The organism is Enterobacter sp. BIDMC 27 (assembly GCF_000534415.1).
Taxonomy (GTDB): Bacteria; Pseudomonadota; Gammaproteobacteria; order Enterobacterales; family Enterobacteriaceae; genus Enterobacter; species Enterobacter hormaechei_C.
The window spans coordinates 3,884,478-3,904,134 of record NZ_KI973178.1; the positions used below are offsets into that span (position 1 = coordinate 3,884,478).

At 58.4% G+C, this 19,657-nt stretch carries 11 protein-coding genes; 10 read left to right on the forward strand and 1 reads right to left on the reverse strand.

Annotated features, from left to right (window positions below):
- Nucleotides 1-286: 286 nt before the first annotated feature.
- On the forward strand, nt 287-3,616 hold the full coding sequence (locus L463_RS04480; protein ID WP_032103511.1) for a diguanylate cyclase: 3,330 nt from the start codon (nt 287-289) through the stop codon (nt 3,614-3,616).
- Here L463_RS04480 and alkA read toward each other — a convergent pair.
- A complete protein-coding gene (alkA, locus tag L463_RS04475; protein WP_032103513.1) occupies nt 3,581-4,453 on the reverse strand; it encodes a DNA-3-methyladenine glycosylase 2 in 873 nt (290 codons plus the stop codon). The two genes, L463_RS04480 and alkA, sit on opposite strands and share 36 nt — an antisense overlap.
- 130 nt (nt 4,454-4,583) lie before the next feature.
- Between alkA and yegD the strand changes: the two genes are divergently transcribed.
- From yegD to yegQ, 9 genes are all read left to right on the forward strand, one after another.
- Nucleotides 4,584-5,936 carry a molecular chaperone gene (yegD, locus tag L463_RS04470; RefSeq protein WP_032103514.1) on the forward strand — a complete coding sequence of 451 codons (1,353 nt, stop codon included), beginning with the start codon at nt 4,584-4,586 and terminating at the stop codon, nt 5,934-5,936.
- A 178-nt stretch (nt 5,937-6,114) separates the two neighbouring features.
- Nucleotides 6,115-7,317, forward strand: coding sequence for an MdtA/MuxA family multidrug efflux RND transporter periplasmic adaptor subunit (locus L463_RS04465; protein WP_032673259.1), 1,203 nt, complete (start codon nt 6,115-6,117; stop codon nt 7,315-7,317).
- Nucleotides 7,317-10,439 (forward strand): MdtB/MuxB family multidrug efflux RND transporter permease subunit, encoded by a 3,123-nt coding sequence (locus tag L463_RS04460; protein ID WP_032648877.1) that lies wholly within the window; start codon nt 7,317-7,319, stop codon nt 10,437-10,439. Before L463_RS04465 ends, L463_RS04460 begins: the two co-directional genes overlap by 1 nt.
- A complete protein-coding gene (gene mdtC, locus L463_RS04455; protein ID WP_023295025.1) occupies nt 10,440-13,517 on the forward strand; it encodes a multidrug efflux RND transporter permease subunit MdtC in 3,078 nt (1,025 codons plus the stop codon).
- Nucleotides 13,518-14,933: an MFS transporter gene (locus L463_RS04450; RefSeq protein ID WP_023295026.1), complete on the forward strand. Its 1,416-nt coding sequence runs from the start codon at nt 13,518-13,520 to the stop codon at nt 14,931-14,933.
- On the forward strand, nt 14,930-16,333 hold the full coding sequence (baeS, locus tag L463_RS04445; RefSeq protein WP_015572365.1) for an envelope stress sensor histidine kinase BaeS: 1,404 nt from the start codon (nt 14,930-14,932) through the stop codon (nt 16,331-16,333). Before L463_RS04450 ends, baeS begins: the two co-directional genes overlap by 4 nt.
- The gene (baeR, locus tag L463_RS04440) at nt 16,330-17,052 is read left to right on the forward strand and encodes an envelope stress response regulator BaeR (protein ID WP_032104607.1); all 723 of its coding nucleotides are present in this window, start codon (nt 16,330-16,332) and stop codon (nt 17,050-17,052) included. The genes baeS and baeR overlap by 4 nt, the downstream gene beginning before the upstream one ends.
- Nucleotides 17,053-17,201: 149 nt before the next feature.
- Nucleotides 17,202-18,140 (forward strand): hypothetical protein, encoded by a 939-nt coding sequence (locus L463_RS04435; RefSeq protein WP_015572363.1) that lies wholly within the window; start codon nt 17,202-17,204, stop codon nt 18,138-18,140.
- 151 nt (nt 18,141-18,291) lie between these two features.
- Nucleotides 18,292-19,653 (forward strand): prephenate-dependent tRNA uridine(34) hydroxylase TrhP, encoded by a 1,362-nt coding sequence (gene yegQ, locus L463_RS04430; RefSeq protein ID WP_017383261.1) that lies wholly within the window; start codon nt 18,292-18,294, stop codon nt 19,651-19,653.
- Nucleotides 19,654-19,657: the final 4 nt, after the last annotated feature.

Below are 19,657 nucleotides of genomic sequence, written 5' to 3' on the forward strand. Positions count from 1 at the left end.
CGCGGCAATTATAGGGATTTCGGGGGCGTGATACCAGTCGAATGCGCAGGTTATGCGAGGCGGGCTGAAAAGCGCCGTTTCACGCCTTTAGCGAAATTTTTACGCGCGGTTTTTCGCCATTTCATCACCCTTCTTCGCAGAGTAACTATTTTATAAGTCTATGAAGTCAAAATCTGACCACTCAGCATATGAATTGTAAAATGTTTGTACTAGCATAAACCAAATTATTAATTTCACGCGTCCGGACCTGGCTCCTGACAACATGGCGTCCCTGGATAGAGCGGTAATGAATAAACAATACCAGCGGGTTTTGGTTACTACCCCACATCCTTTACTGCGGCTTGTCTGTCTGGGTCTGGTCACGTTCATCTTCACCTTATTTTCCCTCGAGCTGACTCGCTTCGGTACGCTGTTGGCGCCATTATGGTTCCCGACTTCAATTATGATGGTGGCGTTTTACCGCCACGCGGGAAAAATGTGGCCCGGCATTGCGCTCGCCTGCTCCTTTGGCAATATCTTTGCCTCGTGGATGCTCTTCTCATGGGCATCGCTCAACATCACCTACACGGCGATCAATATCATTGAGGCCACGGTTGGCGCGCTGTTACTGCGTAAACTGCTCCCCTGGTATAATCCGCTGCAAAACCTCAACGACTGGGTCCGGCTTGCCCTCGGCAGTGCCCTGGTGCCGCCGCTGGTGGGGGGCGTTCTGGTTCATTTTCTGGTGCCGAGCGCGGAGCCGCTGCGTAATTTCCTTGTCTGGGTACTTTCAGAAGCCATTGGCGCACTGGCGCTGGTGCCGTTAGGTCTGCTGTTTAAGCCGCATTACCTGCTGCGCCACCGCAACCCGAAACTGCTGCTGGAAACGCTGGTGACCCTGGTCGTCACGCTGGTTCTTAGCTGGACGGCAATCACCTGGCTGCCGTGGCCATTCACCTGCATTATCGTTCTACTGATGTGGAGCGCGGTCCGTCTGCCGCGTATGGAAGCGTTCCTGATATTTTTATTCACCATCATGATGGTGTCCCTGATGATGGCGCGAAATCCGCTCTCCATGACGCCCTCCACCATGATCGTCACCTTCAACGCGCCGTGGCTCCCCTTCCTGATGATGCTGCTCCCCGCCAACATTATGACGATGGTGATGTATGCCTTCCGGGCCGAGCGTAAACATATTACGGAAAGCGAAGAACGTTTTCGCAATGCGATGGAGTATTCCGCGATTGGTATGGCGCTGGTGGGCATTGAGGGCCAGTGGCTCCAGGCCAACAAGGCTCTGTGCAATTTCCTCGGTTACAGCCAGTCTGAGCTTCAGTCGCTCACGTTCCAGCAGTTAACCTGGCCGGAAGATTTAAATACCGACCTGGAGCAGTTGCAACAGCTGATTCACGGCGAGATCAACACCTACACCCTCGAAAAACGCTACTACACCCGCAGCGGCGAGGTGGTGTGGGCGCTGCTGGCCGTCTCCGTTGTGCGCCATGCCGACGGCACGCCGCTCTACTTTATTGCCCAGATTGAAGACATCAACGATCTGAAACAGACCGAGTGGGTGAATAAGCGTCTGATGGAGCGTATCACTCTCGCTAACGAAGCCGGTGGCATCGGGATTTGGGAGTGGGATCTGGAGCCGGACGTGATCAGCTGGGATAAACGGATGTTTGAGCTTTACGAAATCCCCCCGCACATTAAACCCACCTGGCAGCTCTGGCATGCGGCCATGGTGCCTGAAGATCGTACGCACGCCGAACAGGTCCTGCGTGAGTCACTCCAGGCCAGGGTACCTTTCAAGCTGGAATTTCGCATTCGCGTCAAGGATGGCATTCGCCACATTCGTTCGCTGGCGAACCGGGTGCTGAACAAACAGGGCGAAGTGGAGCGGCTGTTAGGGATCAACATGGATATGACTGAGGTGAAGCTGCTGAACGAGGCGCTGTTCCAGGAAAAAGAGCGCCTGCATATCACCCTCGACTCCATCGGCGAAGCGGTGCTGTGTACCGACATCGACATGAACATCACCTTTATGAACCCGGTCGCCGAGAAGATGAGCGGCTGGTCGCAAAGCGAAGCGCTGGGTCAGCCCATTCTGAAGGTGCTGCACATTAGCTTCGGCGAGAACGGTCCGTTAATGGAAAACATCCACAGCGGCGATATGTCCCGTACCGATATCGAACAGGATGTGGTGCTTAACTGCCGCAATGGCGGCAGTTTCGACATTCATTACAGCATAACCCCCCTCAGCACTCTGGAAGGACACACCATCGGCTCGGTGCTGGTGATTCAGGACGTCACCGAGTCGCGCAAAATGCTGCGCCAGCTGAGCTACAGCGCTTCCCATGACGCCCTTACCCACCTGGCGAACCGCGTCAGCTTTGAAAACCATCTTAAGCGCCTGTTGCAGACGGTACAGGAGACCCATCAGCGTCACGCGCTGGTCTTTATCGATCTTGACCGTTTTAAGGCGGTGAACGATACGGCAGGCCACGCGGCGGGCGACGCTCTCCTGCGCGAACTCTCTTCGCTGATGCTGACCATGCTGCGCTCCAGCGACGTGCTGGCGCGTCTGGGCGGCGACGAGTTTGGCCTGCTGCTGCCGGACTGCAACGTCGAAAGCGCACGCTATATTGCGGGCCGGTTGATCGACGCCATCAACAACTATCATTTCTCCTGGGAAGGACGCCTGCACCGCATTGGCGCCAGCGCGGGGATTACGCTGATTGACGACACCAATTATCAGGCTGCGGAAGTGATGTCTCAGGCCGATATTGCCTGCTACGCCTCGAAAAACAGCGGGCGCGGCGTGGTCACCGTCTACGAACCCCAGCAGGAGCGGATCCACAGCACGCGCAGCATGATGTCGCTGGATGAGCAGTGGCACATGATTAAAGATAACCATCTGCTGATGATCGCCCGCAGCGTCGCCTCGCCGCGCATTCCCGAGAGCAGCAGCTTTTGGCTGATTTCCTTGCGGCTTTGGACCAGCCAGGGGGAAGTGCTGGAAGAGCATGCCTTCCGCGCCGGGCTGGCGGAGCCGGAGCTGCTGCACGCCCTGGACCGACGTATATTCAGCGAATTTTTCCGTACCTATGCCGCACAGGTGGCGGCCAAAGGAATGGGCGTCGCGCTGCCGCTCTCAGAAGCGGGTTTAGCCAGCGTCACGCTGGTGGATGAGCTGCTCGACCTGATCACCAGAGGTCCGCTGCCGGCGCGGCTGCTGCATCTGGCGATCGCCGTTGATGTGCTGAGCAATACGGATGAAAACGTGCAGCAGGGCCTACAAAAGCTTCGTCAGGCTGGCTGTCGCGTGGTGCTGACCCGGGTCGGACGCGATATGAACGTCTTCAGCCAGCTCAGCGCCAATACCGCTGATTATCTGCTGCTGGATGCAGACGTGGTGACCAACGTCCACGGCAATCTGATGGATGAGATGATGGTGACAATCATTCAGGGCCACGCCCAGCGTCTGGGCATAAAAACCATTGCCGGGCCATGCCATCAGTCGATCATGATGGATACGCTATCGGGTATCGGCGTTGACTTCATTTACGGCGACACCATCGGGGAAGCGCAGCCGCTCGATCTACTGCTGAATACCAGCTATTTCGCCATCAACTGACGGCGACCAGCCGTCGGTGTACCAGATATGTAACAGCGCATACGAGCGCCACGGCTGCCAGCGCTCGGCATAGCGACGGATCTGCGCGGGCGTCATACCGGCAAAGCGCTGTTTAATCAGATAGTCATCCGGCAGGAAAACATCCTTCGCCTGCCAGCCGCGCAGGGCCAGATAATTCGCGGTCCAGCGCCCGATGCCGGGGCGCTGCTGTAGCGCCTTCATCCCGGCCTCAACGTTCGCAGGCGGGAATAGCGGGAATTCACCGTCCACCACCGACTGCGCCAGATGAATCAACGACTCCGCACGCCTGAGCGGCATCCCGAGGGCTTTCAACGCCAGCGGATCTGCCGCGGCCAGCACCTCTGGCGGAGGAAAGCAGAGATAGCCCGGCGCATCCTCAATGGGTTCACCGCACAGCGCCACCACCCGTGACGCCAGTTTTGCCGCCATCGCCACGCTCACCAGTTGCCCGAGAATGGCGCGCACGCCCTGCTCGTATGCATCCATCGCGCCCGGCAAACGTAAGCCCGGCCGCGCCGCGCCGAGATCGCCGAGAGTCTGCGCAATGTGCAGCGGGTCGCAATCGAGGTCAAACAGACGGGAGATGCGGTCGAGGCAGATATCCGCCACCGGGATCAGGCCAGGGCTGAGCGACACCGCCAGCGTAGGGGTTGCGCTGTCTGGCGTAACCCGGAAAACGCCCTGGTGCCCGGCATAGCCAAAACTGCGCTCGTAGTAATCCTCCGTAACGGTCTCAACCCCCGTGACCGCACGCGCGGCAAGAAAGCCAAACATCCACGACCAGTCGTAGGGCGGTTGCCAGTTCAGGGTGTACATCGTCTCTCCTTTTGTATTTACCTCAGCATAAACCGAAAGATCGCCTTGCGCCTTGCTTTCATATTCCTGTTGTCGCCTGGCAGACATTTCGCTAAAGTCTCGCCCCTTCTCACCGGCATGGGGATTTATTGTGTTTATTGGATTCGACTACGGCACCGCAAACTGCTCGGTTGCGATAATGCAAAACGGACAACCGCAGCTCCTGAAAATGGAAAACGGCAGTACGCTGTTGCCGTCAATGCTTTGTGCGCCCACGCGTGAAGCGGTGAGCGAGTGGCTGTTCCGCCACCATCAGGTTCCGGCCACGGCGGCAGAGACCCAGGCGCTGCTGCGCCGTGCGGTCAGCTTTAACCGCGAGGAAGATATCGACGTTACCCCGTCCAGCGTGCAGTTCGGCCTATCTTCCCTCGGGCAGTACATTGAAGACCCGGAAGAGGTCTACTTCGTTAAATCGCCGAAATCCTTCCTCGGCGCCAGCGGCCTGAAGCCGCAGCAGGTGGCGATGTTTGAAGATCTGGTCTGCGCGATGATGCTGCACATCCGCAATCAGGCGCAGTCCCAGGTGCCGGATGCCATCACCCAGGCGGTGATTGGCCGTCCGATTAACTTTCAGGGGCTGGGCGGCGACGAAGCCAACCAGCAGGCGCAGGGGATCCTTGAGCGTGCAGCGCACCGGGCAGGCTTCCGTGACGTGGTGTTCCAGTATGAGCCGGTTGCGGCGGGGCTGGATTTTGAAGCCACGCTGACGGAAGAGAAACGGGTGCTGGTGGTGGACATCGGCGGCGGTACGACGGACTGTTCATTACTGCTGATGGGTCCCCAGTGGCATCACCGTCGCGATCGTGAAAATAGTCTGCTGGGGCACAGCGGCTGCCGCGTGGGCGGTAACGATCTTGATATTGCCCTGGCCTTCAAGAGCCTGATGCCGCTGCTCGGCATGGGCGGTCAAACCGAGAAAGGCATCGCCCTGCCGATCCTGCCGTGGTGGAACGCGATTGCCATCAACGACGTCCCTGCCCAGAGTGATTTTTACAGCACCGCGAATGGCCGTTTCCTCAACGATCTGGTGCGTGATGCGCAGGATGCAGAGAAGGTCGCACTTCTGTATAAGGTGTGGCGTCAGCGCCTGAGCTACCGCGTAGTGCGCACCGCCGAAGAGAGCAAAATTGCCCTTTCCGATCGTCCAGAGCATGCGGTTTCGCTGCCGTTTATCAGTGACGATCTGGCTACGGCTATCACTCAGGAAGGGCTGGAAATGGCGCTCACTCAGCCGCTTCAGCGTATTCTGGAGCAGGTGCGACTGGCGCTTGAGAACGGCAAAGTGATGCCGGACGTAATTTACCTGACTGGCGGTAGCGCCCGTTCGCCGCTGATCAAGAAAGCGCTGGCGGAACAGCTGCCGGGGATCCCGATTGCCGGCGGCGATGACTTTGGCTCCGTTACGGCAGGGCTGGCGCGCTGGGCGCAGGTGGTGTTTAGCTAGCGTTGGTGCGGTCTGGTGCCCTCACTCCGGCCCTCTCCCACGGGGAGAGGGTGAAAACCGCTGCGCCACACTCAGACAATTCCCGACAGTCTTCCATATTTCCTCCATTTTTCCGCTGTGTTAGCTGACTAAACTAGTATCATTCCCCGAAAGAGTTTCAGGATGAGAACGTATAACGATGAAAGGCAGTAACAAATCCCGCTGGGCAATCGCCGTTGGTCTGATTGTGGTGGTCCTGGCCGCCGCCTGGTACTGGCACAGCCAGTCCGCGAACTCCACGGCACCTGCTGGCGCTAATAGCCCCTCACAACGCTCAACGGGCGGCGGGCGCCACGCTATGCGCGGCGGTGCGCTGGCACCGGTGCAGGCGGCAACGGCGGTGAATAAAGCGGTGCCTCGTTATCTCTCCGGGCTGGGAACCATCACCGCCGCCAACACCGTGACGGTACGTAGCCGCGTGGACGGTCAGTTGATGGCCATCCATTTCCAGGAAGGTCAGCAGGTAAAAGCCGGCGATCTGCTGGCGGAAATCGATCCAAGCCAGTTTAAGGTGGCCCTGGCGCAGGCGCAGGGGCAGCTCGCGAAAGACAAAGCCACCCTCGCCAATGCCCGCCGCGATTTAGCCCGCTATCAGCAGCTGGTAAAAACCAACCTCGTGTCACGCCAGGAGCTGGACACCCAGCAGTCTCTGGTCAGTGAATCTCAGGGCACCATCAAGGCCGACGAAGCCGCGGTCGCCAGCGCCCAGCTCCAGCTCGACTGGAGCCGGATCACCGCGCCGATTGACGGCCGCGTGGGCCTGAAACAGGTCGATATCGGGAACCAAATCTCCAGCGGCGATACCACGGGCATCGTGGTGATCACCCAGACGCACCCTATCGATCTCGTCTTTACCCTGCCGGAAAGCGACATTGCGACGGTGATACAGGCGCAGAAGGCCGGAAAAGCGCTGGTGGTTGAAGCCTGGGATCGCACCAACAAGCAGAAGCTGAGCGAAGGTTCGCTGTTGAGCCTGGATAACCAGATCGACACCACCACCGGCACCATCAAGCTAAAAGCACGCTTCAACAATCAGGACGATGCCCTGTTCCCGAATCAGTTCGTCAACGCGCGAATGCTGGTCGCGACCGAAGAAAACGCGGTGGTGATCCCGACGGCGGCCCTGCAAATGGGCAGTGAAGGCAACTTTGTCTGGGTGCTGAACAGCGAAAACAAGGTCAGCAAACACCTGGTGAAAACCGGCATCCAGGACAGCCAGACGGTGGTGATCAGCGCCGGGCTGTCCGCTGGCGACCGCGTCGTGACCGACGGTATTGACTGTCTGACCGAAGGGGCGCAGGTCGAGGTGGTGGAAGCGCAGAATACAGGAGCAAAAGCCTGATGCAGGTGATGCCGCCGAGCTCTACAGGTGGGCCATCACGCCTGTTTATTTTACGTCCGGTTGCGACGACCCTGCTGATGGTGGCGATCCTGCTGGCCGGGATCATTGGCTACCGTTTTCTGCCCGTGTCGGCGCTGCCGGAAGTGGACTACCCGACCATTCAGGTTGTCACCCTCTATCCGGGCGCCAGTCCGGATGTGGTGACGTCTGCCATCACCGCCCCGCTGGAGCGTCAGTTTGGCCAGATGTCTGGCCTGAAGCAAATGTCGTCCCAGAGCTCCGGTGGCGCTTCGGTCGTCACGCTTCAGTTCCAGCTCACGCTGTCGCTGGACGTCGCTGAGCAGGAGGTGCAGGCCGCGATTAACGCCGCCACAAACCTGCTGCCGTCTGACCTGCCGAATCCACCTGTTTACAGCAAGGTCAACCCGGCGGATCCGCCGATCATGACCCTTGCCGTCACCTCCTCCGCCATGCCGATGACCCAGGTGGAAGACATGGTTGAAACCCGCGTGGCGCAGAAGATTTCGCAGGTGACCGGCGTGGGGCTGGTGACGCTGGCGGGCGGTCAACGCCCCGCCGTGCGCGTCAAACTGAATGCCCAGGCCATTGCCGCGCTGGGGTTAACCAGCGAAACCATTCGCACCGCCATCAGCAGCGCCAACGTCAACTCAGCGAAGGGTTCGCTGGACGGCCCGACCCGCGCGGTCACGCTCTCCGCCAACGACCAGATGCAGTCCGCCGATGAGTACCGTCAGCTGATCATTGCCTACCAGAACGGCGCGCCGATCCGTTTGGGCGACGTGGCAACCGTTGAACAAGGCGCGGAAAACAGCTGGCTCGGGGCGTGGGCCAATAAGCAGCAGGCGATTGTCATGAACGTTCAGCGCCAGCCGGGCGCGAACATTATTGATACCGCCGACAGCATTCGCACCATGCTGCCGCAGCTGGTGGAAAGCCTGCCAAAATCGGTCAGCGTGAAAGTGCTCTCTGACCGCACCACGAATATTCGCGCGTCAGTGACCGACACCCAGTTCGAGCTGATGCTGGCGATTGCGCTGGTGGTGATGATCATCTACCTGTTCCTGCGCAACGTCCCGGCAACCATCATTCCCGCCGTCGCCGTGCCGCTCTCGCTGGTCGGCACGTTCGCGGTGATGATGTTCCTCGACTTCTCGATTAACAACCTGACGCTGATGGCGCTCACCATCGCCACCGGGTTTGTGGTGGACGACGCCATCGTGGTAATCGAGAACATCTCGCGCTATATCGAAAAAGGTGAAAAGCCGTTAGCCGCCGCGCTGAAGGGCGCGGGGGAGATCGGCTTTACCATTATCTCGCTCACCTTCTCGCTGATTGCGGTGCTGATCCCGCTGCTGTTTATGGGCGATATCGTCGGGCGGCTGTTCCGCGAGTTTGCCGTGACGCTGGCGGTCGCCATTCTGATCTCTGCCGTGGTGTCGCTGACGCTGACGCCGATGATGTGCGCCCGCATGCTGAGCCACGAGTCCCTGCGCAAGCAAAACCGCTTCTCGCGCGCCTCCGAGCGGATGTTCGAGCGCATTATTGCCGCCTATGGCCGCGTGCTGGCGAAAGTGCTGAACCATCCGTGGGCAACGCTCGGCGTGGCGCTCGGCACCCTGGCGCTCAGCGTCATGCTGTGGATTTTCATTCCGAAAGGCTTCTTCCCGATTCAGGACAACGGCATTATTCAGGGCACGCTTCAGGCGCCGCAGACGGTCTCCTTCGCCAACATGGCGCAGCGCCAGCAGCAGGTGTCTGAGATCATCATGAAAGATCCGGCCGTGGAAAGCCTGACTGCCTACGTGGGCGTGGACGGCACCAACCCGTCGCTCAACAGCGCGCGCCTGCAAATTAACCTTAAACCGCTCGATGACCGCGACGATCGCGTTAACGCGGTGATTGAACGCCTGCAAAGCGCGGTGGCGCGCGTGCCGGGCATTGAGCTGTATCTGCAACCGATCCAGGATTTAACCATTGATACGCAGGTGAGCCGCACGCAGTACCAGTTTACGCTCCAGGCCACCTCGCTTGAGGCACTGAGCACCTGGGTGCCGCAGCTGGTGGACAAGCTGAAAGCACTGCCGCAGGTTTCTGACGTCAGCAGCGACTGGCAGGATAAAGGGCTGGCGGCGTACGTGAACGTCAACCGCGACACCGCCAGCCGTCTGGGCATTACCATGTCCGACGTGGATAACGCCCTGTATAACGCCTTTGGCCAGCGCCTGATCTCCACCATCTATACCCAGGCCAACCAGTATCGCGTGGTGCTGGAACATAACACCGAAAACACGCCCGGGCTGGCCGCGCTGGACACGGTGCGCCTGACCAGCAAAGACGGCGGGATTGTGCCGCTCAGCGCCATTGCCAGCGTGGAAGAGCGTCACACCCCGCTGTCGATTAACCATCTCGATCAGTTCCCGTCCACCACCATTTCCTTCAACGTGCCGGACGGGTATTCCCTGGGCGAAGCGGTGGAGGCCATTCTGGGCGCGGAGAAAGAACTCAGCTTCCCGTCCGATATTCAGACCCAGTTCCAGGGCAGTACGCTGGCGTTCCAGGCCGCGCTGGGCAGCACCGTCTGGCTGATTGTCGCGGCGGTGGTGGCGATGTATATCGTGCTTGGCGTGCTGTATGAAAGCTTTATCCATCCGATCACCATCCTCTCCACCCTGCCGACAGCGGGCGTGGGGGCGTTGCTGGCGCTGATGCTGGCGGGGAGCGAGCTGGACGTCATTGCGATCATCGGCATCATCCTGCTTATCGGCATTGTGAAGAAAAACGCCATCATGATGATCGACTTTGCGCTGGCCGCCGAGCGCGAGCAGGGTATGGCGCCGCGCGAGGCCATTTACCAGGCCTGTCTGCTGCGTTTTCGTCCGATCCTGATGACCACCCTCGCCGCCCTGCTGGGCGCGCTGCCGCTGATGCTGAGCACCGGCGTGGGGGCCGAACTGCGCCGTCCGCTGGGCATCGGGATGGTGGGCGGCCTGCTGGTGAGCCAGGTGCTGACGCTGTTTACCACGCCGGTTATCTACCTGCTGTTTGACCGTCTGGCCCTGTGGACGAAAAGCCGCTTCCCGAAACGTGAAGAGGAGGCGTAAGTGAAGTTTTTCGCCCTCTTCATTTACCGTCCGGTGGCGACGATTTTACTCTCCGTCGCTATTACCCTGTGCGGCGTGCTGGGCTTCCGGCTGCTGCCGGTGGCCCCGCTGCCGCAGGTCGATTTCCCGGTGATCATGGTCAGCGCCTCGCTGCCGGGTGCCTCGCCGGAAACCATGGCGTCATCGGTGGCGACGCCGCTTGAGCGCTCGCTTGGGCGAATTGCCGGGGTTAACGAGATGACCTCCAGCAGTTCGCTGGGCAGCACGCGCATCATTCTGGAATTTAACTTCGACCGGGACATCAACGGCGCGGCGCGTGACGTGCAGGCCGCGATAAACGCCGCCCAAAGCCTGCTGCCAAGCGGCATGCCGAGCCGTCCAACCTACCGCAAGGCTAACCCGTCCGACGCGCCGATCATGATCCTGACGCTCACGTCAGAGACCTACTCCCAGGGCGAGCTGTACGATTTTGCCTCCACCCAGCTGGCGCAAACCATCGCCCAGATTGACGGCGTGGGCGACGTGGACGTCGGCGGCAGCTCCCTGCCCGCCGTGCGCGTGGGGCTGAATCCGCAGGCGCTGTTTAACCAGGGCGTGTCGCTGGACGACGTGCGTTCCGCCATCAGCAACGCCAACGTGCGTAAGCCGCAGGGCGCGATTGAGGACAACAGCCACCGCTGGCAGATCCAGACCAACGACGAGCTGAAAACCGCCGCCGAGTATCAGCCGTTGATTATTCACTACAACAACGGTGCGGCGGTGCGCCTGAGCGACGTCGCCAGCGTCACCGATTCGGTGCAGGACGTGCGTAACGCCGGGATGACCAACGCCAAACCGGCGATTTTGCTGATGATCCGCAAACTGCCGGAAGCCAACATCATCCAGACGGTGAACAGCATCCGCGCGCGCCTGCCGGAGCTTCAGGAAACGATTCCGGCGGCCATCGACCTCCAGATTGCGCAGGACCGCTCCCCTACCATTCGCGCCTCGCTTGAGGAGGTCGAGCAAACGCTGATTATCTCCGTCGCGCTGGTGATCCTAGTGGTGTTCCTGTTCCTGCGCTCGGGGCGCGCCACGCTGATCCCGGCGGTGGCGGTTCCGGTATCGCTGATAGGCACCTTTGCCGCCATGTACCTGTGTGGGTTTAGTCTTAACAACCTGTCGCTGATGGCGCTGACGATTGCCACCGGGTTTGTAGTGGATGACGCCATCGTGGTGCTGGAGAATATCTCGCGCCATCTGGAAGCGGGCATGAAGCCGCTCCAGGCGGCGCTTCAGGGGACGCGCGAAGTGGGCTTCACGGTCCTGTCCATGAGCCTGTCGCTGGTGGCGGTGTTCCTGCCGCTGCTGCTGATGGGCGGCCTGCCGGGGCGACTGCTGCGCGAATTTGCCGTCACGCTTTCCGTCGCCATCGGTATCTCCCTGGTGATTTCGCTGACGCTGACCCCGATGATGTGCGGCTGGATGCTAAAGCGCAGCCAACCGCACTCGCAGCCGCGCAGGAAAGGCTTTGGCCGCGTCCTGATGGCGATGCAGTCAGGCTATGGCAAATCGCTGAAATGGGTGCTGAACCACACGCGGATGGTCGGGCTGGTGCTTATCGGCACCATTGTGCTCAACGTCTGGATGTATATCACCATCCCGAAAACCTTCTTCCCGGAGCAGGATACCGGCGTGCTGATGGGCGGTATTCAGGCGGACCAGAGTATTTCGTTCCAGGCGATGCGGGGCAAACTGCAAGACTTTATGAAAATCATCCGGGAAGATCCGGCCGTGGATAACGTCACCGGCTTTACCGGCGGCTCGCGCGTTAACAGCGGGATGATGTTTATTACCCTTAAGCCACGCGGTGTACGTCACGAAACGGCGCAGCAGATCATTGACCGCCTGCGGCTGAAGCTTGCCAAAGAGCCGGGGGCAAATCTGTTTTTGATGGCCGTTCAGGATATCCGCGTCGGCGGACGACAGGCTAACGCCAGCTATCAGTATACCCTGCTCTCAGATGACTTAGCCGCCCTGCGCGAGTGGGAGCCGAAGATCCGTAAAGCGCTGGCCGCGCTGCCGCAGCTGGCGGACGTGAACTCCGACAGCCAGAATAACGGCGCGGAGATGGCGCTCACCTACGATCGCGAAACCATGTCCCGCCTGGGCATTAACGTTGAAGCGGCCAACAGCCTGCTTAACAACGCCTTCGGGCAGCGTGAAGTTTCCACCATCTATCAGCCGATGAACCAGTACAAGGTGGTGATGGAAGTTGATCCGCGCTACACCCAGGACATCAGCGCGCTGGACAAGATGTTTGTGATCAATAATGACGGCAAGGCGATCCCGCTGTCGTACTTCGCCAGCTGGCAGCCGTCGAACGCGCCGCTGTCGGTGAACCACCAGGGGCTTTCCGCCGCCTCGACCGTGTCGTTTAACCTGCCAACCGGCTCGTCGCTGTCTGAGGCCAGCGACGCCATCAACCGCGCCATGACCCAGCTCGGGGTGCCCTCCTCCGTGCGCGGCAGCTTTGCCGGTACGGCGCAGGTGTTCCAGGACACCATGAACTCGCAGGTCATTTTGATCCTGGCGGCTATTGCCACGGTTTATATCGTGCTGGGCGTGCTGTACGAAAGCTATGTGCACCCGTTGACCATTCTCTCCACGCTTCCCTCTGCGGGCGTGGGGGCGCTGCTGGCGCTGGAGCTGTTCGGTGCCCCGTTCAGCCTAATCGCGCTCATCGGGATCATGCTATTAATAGGTATTGTGAAGAAAAACGCGATTATGATGGTCGACTTTGCCCTGGACGCCCAGCGTAACGGCAACCTGACGCCGGACGAGGCGATATTCCAGGCCTGTCTGCTGCGTTTTCGCCCGATCATGATGACCACGCTGGCCGCGCTGTTCGGTGCGCTACCGCTGGTTATATCCGGCGGTGACGGCTCTGAACTGCGCCAGCCGCTGGGGATCACGATTGTCGGCGGCCTGGTGATGAGCCAGCTGCTGACGCTCTACACCACGCCGGTAGTCTATCTGTTCTTTGACCGACTGCGGCTGCGTTTTTCGCGTAAAAAGAGAACCACGGTGACCGAGTAAATGACCGACCTACCCAGTAACGTTCGCTGGCAATTGTGGATCGTCGCGTTCGGCTTCTTTATGCAGTCGCTGGACACGACCATCGTGAACACCGCCCTTCCCTCGATGGCGAAAAGCCTGGGGGAGAGCCCGCTGCACATGCATATGGTGATTGTCGCCTACGTGCTGACGGTCGCCGTGATGCTGCCCGCCAGCGGCTGGCTGGCGGATAAAGTCGGTGTGAGAAATATCTTCTTCACCGCCATTGTGCTGTTTACCACCGGGTCGCTGTTTTGCGCCCAGGCCAATACCCTCGACCAGCTGGTGATGGCGCGCGTGCTACAGGGCGTCGGGGGCGCGATGATGGTGCCCGTCGGGCGGTTAACGGTGATGAAAATTGTTCCGCGCGCGCAGTATATGGCGGCGATGACCTTCGTCACCCTGCCCGGTCAGGTCGGCCCGCTGCTTGGCCCGGCGCTAGGCGGTATTCTGGTGGAGTACGCCTCCTGGCACTGGATCTTCCTGATCAACCTGCCGGTCGGTATTATCGGCGCGATTGCCACCCTGACGCTGATGCCGAACTATAAAATGCAGACCCGGCGCTTTGATTTTTTTGGCTTCATCCTGCTGGCGGCTGGCATGGCGATGCTCACCCTGGCCCTCGACGGGCAAAAAGGGCTGGGGATATCCTCCCTGTCGCTCGCCCTGCTGGTGGCGCTGGGGATCACCGCGATTCTCTGGTATCTGTGGCATGCCAGAGGCAACGCTAACGCGCTGTTCAGCCTGAATCTGTTCAGGAATCCCACCTACCGTCTTGGTCTGTTCGGCAGCTTTGCCGGACGCATCGGCAGCGGCATGTTGCCGTTTATGACGCCGGTATTTTTACAGATTGGGATGGGCTTCTCGCCGTTCCACGCCGGGCTGATGATGATCCCGATGGTGCTCGGCAGCATGGGGATGAAGCGTATTGTGGTGCAGGTGGTGAACCGCTTTGGCTATCGCCGGGTGCTGGTGGCCGCCACGATCGGGCTGGCGTTGGTTTGCCTGCTGTTTATGGCCGTGGCGCTGCTGGGCTGGTACTACATCCTGCCGCTGGTGCTGTTCTGCCAAGGGATCATCAACTCCATGCGCTTCTCGTCGATGAACACCCTGACGCTGAAAGATCTGCCGGACGAGCTGGCGAGCAGCGGTAACAGCCTGCTGTCGATGATCATGCAGCTCTCCATGAGCGTGGGGGTCACGGTCGCCGGATTGCTGCTCGGCATGTACGGGCAGCACCATCTCAGCGCCGACACCCCCGTCGCGCATCAGGTCTTTTTATACACTTACCTCAGCATGGCGGTAATTATCGCCCTGCCCGCTTTTATCTTTGCCAGAGTACCGAATGACACGACCAAAAACGTCGTGATCCGACGCGGCAAAAGGAGTGCACCATGAAATTCTGGCGTCCGGGGATCACCGGTAAGCTTTTTGTGGCGATTTTCGCCACCTGTATCGTTCTGCTGATTACCATGCACTGGGCGGTGCGGGTCAGCTTTGAGCGCGGCTTTATTGACTACATTAAGCACGGTAACGAACAGCGACTACAGGGCTTAAGCGACGCGCTGGGCGAACAGTATAGCCTGCACGGTAACTGGCGTTTTCTGCGCAATAACGATCGCTTTGTGTTTCAAATCCTGCGCTCGCTGGAGCACGATAATGACGACGACCGCCCGGGGCCGGGCATGCCGCCGCACGGCTGGCGCACCCAGTTCTGGGTGATAGATCAGGAGATGCGCGTGCTCGTTGGACCACGCTCTCCGGTACCGCCGGACGGCACAAAGCGCGCCATTACCTCTAACGGCGCCACGGTGGGCTGGGTTATCGCCTCGCCGGTCGAGCGGCTGACGCGCAACACCGACATCAACTTTGACCGCCAGCAGCGTCAGACCAGCTGGCTGATTGTCGCGCTTTCTACCCTGCTTGCGGCGCTCGCCACCTTCCCGCTGGCGCGCGGCCTGCTGGCGCCGGTTAAGCGCCTGGTGGAAGGCACGCACAAGCTGGCGGCGGGTGATTTCTCGACCCGCGTGGACACCCGCAGCCAGGATGAACTGGGCAAGCTGGCGCAGGACTTCAACCAGCTCGCCAGCACGCTGGAAAAAAACCAGCAGATGCGCCGCGACTTTATGGCCGACATTTCGCACGAGCTGCGCACCCCGCTGGCGGTGCTGCGCGGCGAGCTGGAGGCGATTCAGGACGGCGTGCGGCAGTTCACCCCCGAGTCCGTGGCCTCGCTTCAGGCGGAAGTCGGCACGCTGACCAAGCTGGTGGACGATCTGCATCAGCTTTCCATGTCCGACGAAGGCGCCCTGGCCTACCAGAAAGCCCCAGTCGACGTGATCAATATCCTTGAAGTCGTGACCGGCGCATTCCGCGAACGCTTCGCCAGCCGTGACCTGAAAATCAACCTCTCGCTGCCGGACAGCGCGGTGGTATTTGGCGACAGAGATCGCCTGATGCAGCTGTTCAATAATCTGCTGGAGAACAGCCTCCGCTACACCGACGGCGGCGGCGCGCTGCATATCTCCGGCAGGCAGGAAAACGGGCGCTTTGCCCTGACCTTTGCGGACTCCGCCCCTGGCGTGAAAGATGCGCAGCTGGAAAAACTGTTCGAGCGCTTCTATCGCACCGAAGGTTCACGCAACCGCGCCAGCGGCGGTTCCGGCCTTGGGCTGGCGATTTGCGTTAACATTGTTGAGGCCCACGGCGGCACCATCCGCGCCGCCCATTCGCCTTTTGGCGGGGTTAGCATTACAGTAGAGTTACCTCTGGAACGGGATTTATCGAGGGAAGCATGACCGAGTTACCGATTGACGACAACACACCGCGTATTTTGATCGTGGAAGACGAGCCTAAACTTGGGCAACTGCTGATCGACTATTTGCGTGCCGCAAGTTACGCGCCAACGCTTATCAGCCACGGTGACCAGGTGCTGCACTACGTGCGCCAGACGCCGCCGGATCTGATCCTGCTGGATCTGATGCTGCCGGGTACCGACGGCCTGACTCTGTGCCGGGAAATTCGTCGTTTCTCCGATGTGCCCATCGTGATGGTGACGGCCAAAATCGAAGAGATCGACCGTCTGCTGGGGCTCGAAATCGGCGCCGACGATTACATCTGCAAGCCTTACAGCCCGCGGGAGGTGGTCGCTCGGGTGAAAACCATCCTCCGCCGCTGTAAGCCACAGCGTGAATTGCAGGTGCTGGATGCGCAAAGCCCGCTGATCGTCGACGAAAGCCGCTTCCAGGCGAGCTGGCGCAGCAAACTATTGGATCTTACCCCAGCGGAGTTCCGCCTGCTGAAAACGCTCTCCCACGAGCCGGGAAAAGTGTTTTCCCGCGAACAGTTGCTCAACCATCTGTATGACGATTACCGCGTAGTGACCGACCGCACCATCGACAGTCACATCAAAAACCTGCGCCGCAAGCTGGAGGCACTGGACGCCGACCAGTCGTTTATTCGCGCGGTGTACGGCGTGGGTTATCGCTGGGAAGCGGATGCGTGCAGGATTGCTTAATATTTGCTTTAACGATGATTACCTGCCCAGGTAATCATCGTTCTTCATAACATTCACTTTCTAACAACACCCCTACCTGATTTGACAATTGCAAATTGTAATGTTTGATGTTAAAAACGAAATAAATCACAATATTACGGCTTCAAGAAATGCAAAATGTTATTGGTAATTTATTCATTATCATCACCACAGCTATAAGCGTTGCCAGCCTTTTCTTGGGGTTATTTGCTTATAATAAAAAAATGAAAACAAAAGCAATACAAAAAATAGAACTCCTCATACCTAAAAAAAACAGAATAACCAAGTTTTCCGAGCAATGGGTAAGCGCTTTTTTCCTGGCATTCGGTAATCATGCATTCTCAAAAAGGCAATTAATTACCATACCGTTTTTATTGATTTTATATTCCAGTATCTTATTTGTAGTTTGGTATCTCTGGGTGCTGACTTTTAGAAATCCTGAGCACATCATTCCTCAACATCTGCCATTGACCATTAAAGTTGCATTACATGACTTTATTCATTTTGGCTTTTGGTACTCTTTACTGCTTGATGTGATGTCAATTTATCTTATCAGAGCTTACATTAACGCAGGTCTATCGAAAGGGTTTTCGTCTGTAAAATCGATCGTTTATTTTTCTTCAATTGTTCTGGGCGTTATGCTCTCATTTACACTTATCGTCACCCATCTTAAAAATGCTTCGATTGAGGACCTCTATATCCAGCAAGGCCTGTATTTTGAAGACAGACCTGTAATGACATGGAACCCGCTGGAAGTGATACGGTCTTCACTGGATTTCATCGATAACGAAACCATGATTATCTTTACCTCAAAAGGGGCAATATCTAACTACTTCATTCCGCAGGCTATCATGTTTTACCTTTCCATGTTTACGCAATTGACGCTGCTTATTGTTTTCATCAGCTATATGATCACAAAAATACTGCATAACATTCGAACAGTTGCCATCTGGACAGTCAAGTATTCTGGAACGGCTACGATGAATGCCATTGGTTTCATTCTTATCGCCGGTATTATTCTACTTGCTTTAATATATTTGTGTTTGTATGTCATATCGCTAATGGTTTAAAGATACGAAGTATTATGTCATCTGAAAGGGGTGAGGCGCTTTACCTCCCCGCCCCGCAGCGCTACAATGCCCGCCCTTAAAGTGGGGGATCTCCCCTTACCGCTGCACCAGGTGCACGCGGATCTGACCTGTCATCAGAACGAGAACAAACATGTTTAAACCGGAACTCCTTTCCCCGGCGGGAACGCTGCAAAATATGCGTTACGCTTTCGCCTATGGTGCCGACGCCGTTTACGCGGGCCAGCCGCGCTACTCGCTGCGCGTGCGTAACAACGAATTCAACCACGAGAATCTTCAGCTCGGCATCAATGAAGCGCATGCCCTGGGCAAAAAATTCTACGTGGTGGTGAACATCGCGCCGCACAACGCCAAGCTGAAAACGTTCATTCGCGACCTGAAGCCGGTCGTGGAGATGGGGCCGGACGCGCTGATCATGTCGGACCCGGGTTTAATCATGCTGGTTCGGGAGAACTTCCCGGAGATGGACATTCACCTCTCGGTGCAGGCTAACGCCGTCAACTGGGCAACGGTGAAATTCTGGAAACAGATGGGGCTGACCCGCGTCATTCTGTCCCGCGAGCTGTCCCTCGAAGAGATCGAAGAGATCCGCACCCAGGTGCCGGATATGGAGATCGAAATCTTCGTTCACGGCGCGCTGTGCATGGCCTACTCCGGCCGCTGCCTGCTCTCTGGCTACATCAACAAGCGTGACCCGAACCAGGGCACCTGCACCAACGCCTGCCGCTGGGAATATAACGTTCAGGAAGGCAAAGAAGATGACATCGGCAATATCGTGCACAAACACGAGCCGATCCCGGTCACCAACGTTGAGCCAACGCTGGGTATCGGCGCGCCTACCGACAGCGTGTTTATGATCGAAGAAGCCAAACGTCCGGGCGAATACATGACCGCCTTCGAAGACGAGCATGGCACCTACATCATGAACTCCAAAGATCTGCGCGCCATCGCACACGTCGAGCGTTTAACCCAGATGGGCGTACACTCCCTGAAAATCGAAGGCCGCACCAAGTCTTACTACTACTGCGCCCGTACCGCACAGGTGTATCGCAAAGCCATCGACGATGCCGCCGCCGGTAAACCGTTCGACACCAGCCTGCTGGAAACGCTGGAAGGTCTGGCGCATCGCGGCTATACCGAAGGTTTCCTGCGTCGTCACACCCACGACGACTACCAGAACTACGAGCATGGCTACTCGATTTCCGAACGCCAGCAGTTTGTAGGCGACTTCACCGGCGAACGTAAAGGTCCGCTGGCCGCCGTCGCCGTAAAAAACAAATTCACTAAAGGCGACAGCCTGGAGCTGATGACGCCTCAGGGCAACATGAACTTCCGCCTCGAGCACCTGGAAAACAAAAAAGGTGAGGCGATAGAGGTCGCTCCTGGCGACGGCCATGTGGTCTGGCTGCCGGTTCCTGAAGAGGTAGAGCTGGAGTTTGCACTGCTGATGCGTAATTTTGAAGGTGAAAATACCCGAAATCCACACGGCAAATAGTCAA